At 56.1% G+C, this 9,412-nt stretch carries 6 protein-coding genes and 1 tRNA gene; 3 read left to right on the top strand and 4 right to left on the bottom strand.

From position 1 onward, the window contains the following. Window positions 1-1,094 (top strand): AraC family transcriptional regulator (locus VJ956_RS07885; RefSeq protein ID WP_324083567.1); only part of this gene is annotated, 1,094 nt, incomplete at its 5' end. 59 nt (window positions 1,095-1,153) lie between these two features. Here the strand turns inward: VJ956_RS07885 and VJ956_RS07880 are convergent. From VJ956_RS07880 to VJ956_RS07865, 4 genes are all read right to left on the bottom strand, one after another. Beyond that, window positions 1,154-2,008, bottom strand: coding sequence for a hypothetical protein (locus VJ956_RS07880; protein ID WP_324083565.1), 855 nt, complete (start codon window positions 2,006-2,008; stop codon window positions 1,154-1,156). 3 nt (window positions 2,009-2,011) lie between these two features. Then, entirely contained in the window at window positions 2,012-3,382 is a 1,371-nt protein-coding gene (gene rmuC / locus VJ956_RS07875; protein WP_324083569.1) for a DNA recombination protein RmuC, read from the bottom strand. A gap of 367 nt (window positions 3,383-3,749) precedes the next feature. Then, window positions 3,750-5,342: a BCCT family transporter gene (locus tag VJ956_RS07870; RefSeq protein WP_324083563.1), complete on the bottom strand. Its 1,593-nt coding sequence runs from the start codon at window positions 5,340-5,342 to the stop codon at window positions 3,750-3,752. 182 nt (window positions 5,343-5,524) lie between these two features. Then, window positions 5,525-7,114: a BCCT family transporter gene (locus tag VJ956_RS07865; RefSeq protein WP_324083561.1), complete on the bottom strand. Its 1,590-nt coding sequence runs from the start codon at window positions 7,112-7,114 to the stop codon at window positions 5,525-5,527. A 200-nt stretch (window positions 7,115-7,314) separates the two neighbouring features. On the opposite strand from VJ956_RS07865, the gene VJ956_RS07860 reads away from it, so the two are divergent. Both VJ956_RS07860 and VJ956_RS07855 read left to right on the top strand, forming a co-directional pair. Continuing rightward, window positions 7,315-8,958 carry an FMN-binding glutamate synthase family protein gene (locus tag VJ956_RS07860; protein WP_324083559.1) on the top strand — a complete coding sequence of 548 codons (1,644 nt, stop codon included), beginning with the start codon at window positions 7,315-7,317 and terminating at the stop codon, window positions 8,956-8,958. A 101-nt stretch (window positions 8,959-9,059) separates the two neighbouring features. Further along, window positions 9,060-9,136: transfer RNA gene (locus VJ956_RS07855), tRNA-Pro, on the top strand. Window positions 9,137-9,412 lie beyond the last annotated feature (276 nt).

Genomic DNA, 9,412 nt, shown 5'->3' with positions numbered 1-9,412 from the left:
CACCCTTTGCCCGAGACAGTTGCATTGACGCCAATGGCTCTTATGATGAATGTCGTTTCATCACTGTAAAGGACACTATGTCGGAACTTACGGTCTCCATACACTTCGTTGAAGCCGCGCTGACCGGCCCCCGCGCCAGGGGCCTGGATATTGACAGCCTGCTGCTCAGTTCCGGCATAGCTCCGGACCTGCTGAAACTCGGGATGGCCAGGGTCAGCAGCAGCCAGTACCGCCTGCTTCTGCAGAATGTCTGGAACCTTATGGCGGACGAGTTCATGGGTCTGGGTCCCCGCCGTTGTCGGCCCGGCACCTTTGCCACCATGTGTGCACTGCTGATTGACTGCCCGAATCTTGAGGCGGTGTATCGCCAGGCCTTTGATTTCTGTCGGCTGTTCGAACCCATGGTCGGCATGCAGCTTGAAAAGCGCGAGGACGAGTTCCGGCTGGTAACGGTGATCGAGGGCGATTTCGACGATTCCCTGCACTTTTTCCAGGAAAGCATTCTGGTGATCTGGCACCGCCTGGGCAGCTGGTTGATCGGCCGGCCAGCGGAACTTGACCTGGCACAGTTCAGCTACCCGGAACCGGCCCACGGCGATGAATACCGGCATATTTTCCATTGCCCGCTGGCGTTCGACGCCACAGAAACGGCCCTCACCTTCAGTAAACGCTTCCTGTCCGCGCCGGTGATCCGGGACAGATCCGAGATGCGCCGGTTTTTGCGAACCTCGCCGGCAGACCTGTTATCACGCCCGGATGAAAGCAATACCTACACCGCCCGGATACGGGCGCTGATCGGCAGGGACTTGTCACGGTCGCTGCCGGATTTCGAATCGATCGCCTCAGAGCTTGGTACCAGCCCGCAGACTCTCAGGCGGCGGCTGAAGCAGGAAAATACCTCGTTTCAGGAGCTCAAGGATCTGTTGCGACGGGATATGGCGATTTATTACCTGTCGCGGCCTGATCTGGCCATCAACGACATTGCCTTCAAAGTCGGCTTCACCGAGCCGTCCACTTTTCATCGCGCCTTCAAAAAGTGGACAGGGGTGACGCCCGGGGCCTACCGGGACGGTGACAGAGGCAGGCCGGGCTGATCTTCCGTCCTCAACTGTAACCCACGATCGTTGAGGACGGGCAGGTCAAAACATCATGTCTAGCTGCGGTTCTGCATGGTGCGGATGAGCTTGCCCAGGGTACGGGCAACCTCTGCGGCAACCCCATGTTTTTCTGCCAGTTGCATCAGCCTTGACCCGTCCCTCGGATCATAGATCCAGCAGGCGGCGGCCGCCGGCTCACAGTCCCAGTTGATACTGGTATTTACGCCAAACACACTCAGGGATTCGCTTTTGTGGGTCACCCGGCCACTGTTGTCCCGGCGCGATTCCTGGATCTTCAGGGAATCGTTCATGCGGTAAACCTGGTAGGACAGATCGGCCGGGCGATCAAGACGCTTGATACGCCGATCGGCGGTCCAGCCGGCACGATCAAGAAGCGCATTCAGATGGATAACCAGGGCCTCGGTGTCGGAATCGGCCAGGTAGAGTTCCCGCAGCTGATCCAGTGAGCCCTCCCCTGCCGGCTCAATCACCGCTGTCGGTTCCCGGGGGGAACTGGCTGCCTGACCGGCGACTGACCTGGCGCCTTCACGGGCGGTCTCGACACGGGTAATCATTGCCAGCGCACTGGTGTAATATTCGCCTTCGGATCCGGTTTTTGCGATATAGCTCTCAAGCGCCGACCGGGCGGCATTCAAGTGGCCGGACTCGAGCATCACGCGCCCGCGAAAATACAGGTAGTCGGCGGGCTTTTCCGATTCCATCTGCTGCAGCCGGCTGAGATATTCGCTGGCCTGCTCCCAGTTCCCGCCCTGTACCGCAGATTCGGTCGCCAGCATCAGTCGCCGGACCTCATGCTCCGGCTCAAGCGCCGTTGCTTCACCCGCAAAAAGAAAGGCCGAAAACAGACAGCCCCCCAGTAAATTTCGCACTACCCGGACTTTTCTCAGCATCACTTACGCTCCGTGGTTATCATCGACAGCGATATCAGCACGCGTTGCCCCGACATCGTCGCCGCCTTCCGAATCGACTTCGGCCTGATCCAGCACACCTTTTGGCAACTCTTTTTTAACACGGACACCCAGTTCAACAAAACGGTTGGCCTGGGAAATCAGATTGCCTCGGCCCCGTGTCAGCGTATTCATGGCATTATCGTAAGTTCCCTGGGCGGTGTGTAGCTGCCCGCCGAGTTTTTCCATCGCCTCTACAAATATCCTCAACTTGTCATACACCGCACCGGCGCGCTCTGCTATCAGCTTTGCGTTCTGACTCTGGCGCTCGTAACGCCAGATATTCTCAACGGTCCGCAGGGTGGCCAGCAATGTTGAGGGTGTTACCACAATAATCTTTCGCTCAAACGCTTCTGCAAACAGGTTCTCATCCTGCTGAAATGCCGCCACAAAGGCCGGTTCGATCGGCATGAACAGGAACACGAAATCCGGAGAATGCAGCCCGTGCAACTGGCTGTAATCCTTTTCACTGAGGCTGCGGATATGATTACGCACGGCCTCGATATGCTGCTTCAGGGCTTCGGCCCGGGCAGTTTCATCTTCCTCGGTGACGAACTGCTGATACGCCAGCAGCGACACCTTGGAGTCAATCACCAGGTTGCGGCTGTCCGGCAGATGTACCACCACATCCGGGCGCAACAGCTGGTTGCTGTCGTCGCGGTAGCTGCCCTGGGTATCGTACTCAATGCCCTTGCGCAGGCCCGAGCGTTCAAGCACCCGCTCGAGAATAACCTCGCCCCAGTTACCCTGCATCTTCTTGTCGCCTTTCAGGGCCCGGGTCAGGTTTGAAGCCTCTTCGGTGATCTGCCGGTTCAGTTCCTGGAGGGATTTGATTTCACTTCTGAGAGCCTGGCGATCCCGTGTTTCAATAGTGTAAACGTCCTCAACCCGTTTGCGGAAATCCTGAAGCTGATCGCGGAAAGGGTTGAGCAGGGTATCGAGGCTGGTTCGGGTGTGTTGGCTGAACCGCTCGCTTTTCTGTTCGAAGATTTTGTTGGCCAGGTTTTCAAATTCCTGCTTGAGCGCATCGCGGTTGCGCTCAAGCAGTTCGAGCTTTTCGCTGGTGGCACGCCGTTCCTTGTCCAGGGTGACGGCCTGCTCACGCAGCGAAATTCTGGCCTCGGAGAGCTCGCCCGAGAGCTGATCCACGCTCGCCTGCCGGGCGGCCCTGTCAGCTTCGAGCTCGCGAATTTTCTGTTGCTGGCCACGATTTTCCGATTCCAGACCGGCAACCCGGTTGTCCAGCGCGGTGGCGCGATTGCGCCAGTTTTCCAGGGCTGCTTCGGCCTGTTCCCGCAGGGCCCGCTGCTCGGCCATAACCTCCTGGGCCTGGTCATTGCGCTGGCTGTCCATGGCGCGGGCGTGTTCAAGCTCTGTCAGCTTTGCGGCCAGAGCCTGCCGGGTCCTGCGCTCCTGCAACAGCCACACCAGCAGCATCAGCGCAAACAGCACAACAAAGGCGAGAGCGGCAACAACTGACTGCTCATGCTGGAGGAAATCGTTTAACAGCTCCGGCACCGGGAACTCCTTGAATCAAGGGCTGAATTTCGTAAACGACCAACAGTCTATCGCATATTAAATCCAGCTACCTCGCAAATCCCGACCGGCAACCATCTGATTCCGGACGCCAAACCCGGTTACAGCGGCTATTGCTGCTCTGTCCACGCTGCTCACGCTGCCAGGGCTACAGCTTGCCTTCAGCCATCAGCAGCCTGCGTTCGTGGTGGAGACCCTTGAACAGGCTGTAGCACATCAGCAGCAGCAAAATCGTAAATGGCAGGCCAACACTGACAGCCCCCGCCTGCAACGCACTCAGGGCGTCCGAACCACCGACAAATAGCAGTACACCGGCAATGGCACCTTCGGTCACTGCCCAGAAAATACGCTGTGCTTTGGGCGCGTCGATCTTGCCACCGGAAGTGATGCTGTCAATGACCAGTGAACCGGAGTCGGACGAGGTCACGAAGAATACCAGCACCAGCACAATGCCGATGAACGAGGTGATGGACGTCAACGGAATGTTCTCGAGCATCTGGAACATTGCCAGGGAGGTGTCGGTCAACCCTTCTGACGCAAGCACACCAACGTCATTCTGGACTTGTTCAAGGGCGGTGCCGCCGAACGAACTCATCCATAACGCTGTGATCGCCGTGGGGACAAGCAGGACGGCGGTCACAAATTCCCGAACGGTCCGGCCTCTGGAGACACGGGCGATAAACATACCCACGAACGGTGACCAGGAAATCCACCAGGCCCAGTAGAACACAGTCCAGCCATGAAACCAGGTGGTGTCTTCCTCGCGCCCGAACGGATTGCTCAGGGCAAACATGTTGGCCGCGTAGGAAGTGGTGGTGTCCCAGAGCCATTGGAAAATAGCCAGGGTGGGGCCGGCAAACAGCACAAAGCCCAGCAGCAATCCCGCGAGTATCAGGTTGGCGTTACTCAGCAATCTGACACCGCCGTGGATGCCACGGATCACCGAGATGGTGGCAACTGCGGTCACACCGGCAATGACACCAATCTGGACATTGAGCCCGCCCTCAATATCAAAAAGATAGGACAGCCCTGATGCTGCCTGCTGGGCGCCAAAACCCAGTGACGTCGCCAGGCCGAAGATAGTGGCCAGAACCGCCACGATATCAATGATATTACCGGGCCATCCCCAGACTCTGTCGCCCAGAAGCGGGAAAAAGACGGAACGGATGGTCAGCGGCAACTCTTTGTTATAGGCAAAAAACGCCAGCGACAGACCAACCAGGGAATAGATCGCCCAGGGGTGCAGGCCCCAATGATACATGGTAGCGCCCATGGCAAGGCGGGCACCCTCTTCGGTGTTGGGCTCAACGCCCAGAGGGGTGCCGTACCAGTCGGTGTAATAGGCAACCGGCTCGGCCACGGCCCAGAACATCAGGCCAATACCCATACCCGCCGCAAACAGCATTGCAAACCAGGACAGCAGTGAAAACTCTGGCTTGGCCTCCATGCCGCCAATACGAATCTTGCCCACTGGCATAAATATCAGCGCGAGGCAGAACAAAACAAACAGATTCGCGCTGATCAGGAAACCCCAGTCGAAAATTGCGATAGCACCATCTTTGGCGCCAGCAAGTAGCTCCTTCGCACCGGAAGGGAAAATCAGTGTGCCAACAACAAACGCAAGTATCAGCAGCGCCGTTATCGGAAACACAATGTTGTGCATATCAAAACCGAACTTTTCGATGTTGTCCTGCCCGGCAACATAATCGGTCTGATATTCGTCTTGAATGACATTACCCACGATGAAGACTCCTCTGGTAGCTGGAACCTTTGGCCACCCGCTTATGGCAGATGAATCCAGTGTCATCTCCGGGCATACTAAAAGTTTGAGTTCCAGGAATCAAAGTCGGGGGACCGAACGACCAGTCATAAAAAAACCGGGGCACTCTGACCGGCCCCGGTTTTTTTTAACGGCAGGCGAGCTTACATTTCGCCTCTGGCAATCAGCAGCTTGCGCTCATGGGTCAGGCCTTTCAGCAGACCCCAGGTCATAATCAGCATGACCACCGTGAACGGCAGTCCCGCACTGATGGCGGTCGCCTGGATCGCTCCGAGTGCGTCTTCACCACCACCGAATATCAGGGCTGCGGCGATGGCACCTTCCATCACTACCCAGAACACACGCTGGGCGGTCGGGGCGTCGGTCTTGCCGCCGGCGGTGATGCTGTCGACAACCAGTGAACCGGAGTCCGAGGAGGTTACGAAGAACACCAGCACCAGGACAATACCAACGAACGACAGAATGCCGGTCAACGGCAGGTTGGCAAACATCTGGAACATCGCCAGCGACACGTCGGTCAGGCCGTCTTCAGCCAGAACACCAACACCCTGCTGGATCTGCTCCAGCGCGGCGCCGCCGAATCCACTCATCCATACCACGGTAATGAGCGTGGGAATCAGCAGAACGGCAGTGATAAATTCACGCACTGTGCGACCGTTGGAGACACGCGCGATGAACATACCGACGAACGGTGACCAGGAAATCCACCAGGCCCAATAGAACACAGTCCAGCCCTGCATCCAGGCCTCGTCTTCACGGCCAAAGGGATTGCTCAGCGGAACCACGTTAGCAACATAGGTGGAAGACGTGATCCAGATGGACTCAAGAATGGCCATTGTCGGGCCGGCGAAGATCACAAAGAAAAGCAGAATGCCTGCCAGCGCCATGTTGAGGTTACTGAGCAACTTTACGCCGCCATCAAGACCCCGCAGAACCGAGATCAGCGCCAGGGCCGTTACGCCCACGATGATGGCCATCTGCACATTCGTGCCAGCGCCGGTATCAAACAGGTAGTTCATACCCGCAGCCGCCTGCTGAGCGCCGAAACCAAGCGAAGTTGCCAGACCAAAGATGGTCGCAACAACGGCCAGGATATCGATCACATGGCCAGGCCAGCCCCACACACGGTCTTTCAGCAGCGGGAAGAATGCGGACCGGATGGTCAGGGGCATGCCCTTGTTGAACGCGAAAAACGCCAGTGACAACGCCACGATGGCGTAGATAGCCCAGGGGTGCAGACCCCAGTGGAACATGGTGCCGCCCAGGGCCATGTTTACCGCAGCCGGAGAATTGGCCTCAACATTAAACGGTGTTTCATACCAGCCGGTGTAGTAGGCGACTGGTTCGGCAACACCCCAGAACATCAGGCCGATGCCCATGCCTGCTGCGAAAAGCATGGAAAACCAGGACAAGGTCGAGAATTCGGGCTTGGCATCCATGCCGCCAAGCCTGATTTTCCCGACCGGCAGGAAAATGAGCGCCAGACTCACAACCACGAAAATATTCGCACTGAGAAGAAAAAACCAGTCAAAAGCGCCAATAATGTCCCACTTCAGACCGTCCAGAATCTCCTTGGATTCTCCGGGAAACATGAGAGTACCGACCACAAACAGCACAACCAGTGCTGCCGTAATCGGAAATACCGGCGCGTGCAGGTCCAGACCATACTTCTGGATGTTATCCTGCCCCGCGACGTAATCCGTCGAGTATTCGTCTTTAACTGTTTCACCCACGATGGAAGTCTCCATTTTTGGACAAGGAATTCGTAAAAGTACTTATGTCTTTACGTTACAGAATCGACATCTTATTGGTTTGAGTTCAAAACATCAAAGCGACGCTATACTGGGATACATTTAAAAGCATAGATCAAATTTCCGGGAGCCGGCGACTTGCCATTCGGAACAGTGCCGCTTTCTAAAAAACCGAGGTTTCAATGGCCAGAACAACGACCTTCCCGTTCCGCTATGCAACACTGGTCATCTGCGCCTCGGGACTGCTGATCACCCTTCCCCTCAGCATTTACCTGGGCGGGTGGTATCTGCTCCCTGTTGTATTCGCCGCGCTGACCATACTGGGCGTGCGGGACATGCTTCAGACCAACCACACGATCAGCCGTAACTATCCGATTCTGGCTCATTTTCGTTATTTTCTTGAATCCATCGGACCGGAGATACGTCAGTACTTTATCGAGTCTGATACGGAAGAAAGACCGTTTTCCCGGGAACAGCGCACCATCATCTATCAACGTGCTAAAAACGTCCTCGACAAGCGCCCGTATGGCTCCCTGCTCGGCATGTATGACGAAGGCTTCGAGTGGATAAACTACTCCATGCGCCCGGTGGAGATCAAAGACAGCGACTTCCGGATCGAGATCGGGAAACATTGCGCGAAGCCCTACAAAGCCAGCGTATTCAATATTTCGGCCATGAGTTTTGGCTCGCTCTCCGCCAACGCCATTCTCAGCCTGAACAAGGGCGCAAAACTGGGGAACTTCTACCATGACACTGGTGAGGGTTCGATTTCCCGCTATCACCGGGAACCCGGAGGCGACCTGGTGTGGGAAATCGGATCCGGCTATTTTGGCTGCCGCCATGAAGACGGCAGCTTCAACGAAGAGATGTTCCGCAAAAACGCGGCCCTCGATCAGGTGAAAATGATAGAGGTAAAACTATCCCAGGGTGCAAAACCCGGGCATGGTGGCATTCTGCCAGGCGAGAAAGTAACAGCGGAAATAGCACAAGCCAGGGGGGTGGAAGTGGGCAAGGATGTGGTTTCTCCTGCCAGACATTCGGCGTTTAGTACACCCATTGAAATGCTCGATTTTATTGAAAAGCTCAGAGAGCTCTCGGGCGGAAAACCGGTCGGATTCAAGCTGGCGATTGGTCACCCGTGGGAATGGTTTGCCATAGTCAAAGCCATGCTGGAAACTGGCAAGAAACCCGATTTCATCGTGGTGGATGGTGGCGAAGGTGGCACTGGTGCCGCTCCTCTCGAATTTATCAACCGCCTGGGCGTGCCCATGACGGAGGCGCTGCTACTGGTGCACAACACCCTCGTTGGCACCAATCTGCGTGAACATATAGCCATCGGCGCTGCGGGCAAAATTACTTCGGCTTTCAATATTGCCCGCACCCTCGCTCTGGGTGCCGACTGGTGCAATGCGGCAAGGGGCTATATGTTTGCGCTCGGGTGCATTCAGTCGCTCAGCTGCCACACCGGCAAGTGTCCCAGTGGTGTCGCCACCCAGGACCCAAGGCGGGGCAACAAACTGGACGTTGAGGATAAAAGCCAGCGAGTCTATAACTTCCACAAAAACACTCTGGATGCGCTGAAAAACCTGCTGGCTGCCTCCGGTCTCAAGCATCCCTCGGAGCTGGGACCTGAACACATATTGAGCCGAACCTCGAAAACCGAGATCCACTCCTATCTGGAACTGTTTCCGTATCTTGAGCCAGGTGACCTGCTCAAAGGTGAAACCGGCATCCGGGTCTACGATAAATACTGGCCAGACGCCCGCAGCGAAAGCTTTGACCCGCCCGAGTTCATCAGGGAGCTGAGGAAAACAAAACTGCGCTAGTGTCCTCTGGCGATGTTTATTTTTAAAAGAGGCTGGTGTAGACTTCGCTTCCGCTAAGCCACTGAGATTTCGATCAAGTCTCTCACTGGCGCAGAGCGAAACGGGGCGTGGCGCAGCTTGGTAGCGCACTTGCATGGGGTGCAAGGGGTCGTAGGTTCAAATCCTACCGTCCCGACCAATTCGATCAAAAACTTAGCCCGGCCTCGAAAGAGCCGGGCTTTGTTGTTTCTGGAAAACAGCCTTTCTCGTCACCGTTTGGTCACCGTTTCTCAAACCCTTCTAAATCCCGTCACCAATTGGTCACCGTTTTGGGTGCTTTTATTATTCCCTCAGAATCCCGCTCTAACGATCTCTACCCGTGAAACACTTGACGAGACTGACAAATAAACACCTAAATAAACACCTAATTGTGCAGAAAAAGCAGACAAACCAAATTGCCCACACGCGAAAACCT

Source organism: Marinobacter sp., from assembly GCF_035268745.1.
In the GTDB taxonomy this organism is placed as follows: Bacteria; Pseudomonadota; Gammaproteobacteria; order Pseudomonadales; family Oleiphilaceae; genus Marinobacter.
The sequence above is the reverse complement of the archived record's forward strand: the minus strand, read 5'-3'. Positions and strand labels throughout refer to the sequence as shown.

Coding starts and splice junctions, on each gene's coding strand:
- VJ956_RS07860 (WP_324083559.1), top strand. CDS start 7,315: ATGGCCAGAACAACGACCTTCCCGTTCCGCTATGCAACACTGGTCATC.
- VJ956_RS07880 (WP_324083565.1), bottom strand. CDS start 2,008: ATGCTGAGAAAAGTCCGGGTAGTGCGAAATTTACTGGGGGGCTGTCTG.
- rmuC (WP_324083569.1), bottom strand. CDS start 3,382: ATGGCCGAGCAGCGGGCCCTGCGGGAACAGGCCGAAGCAGCCCTGGAA.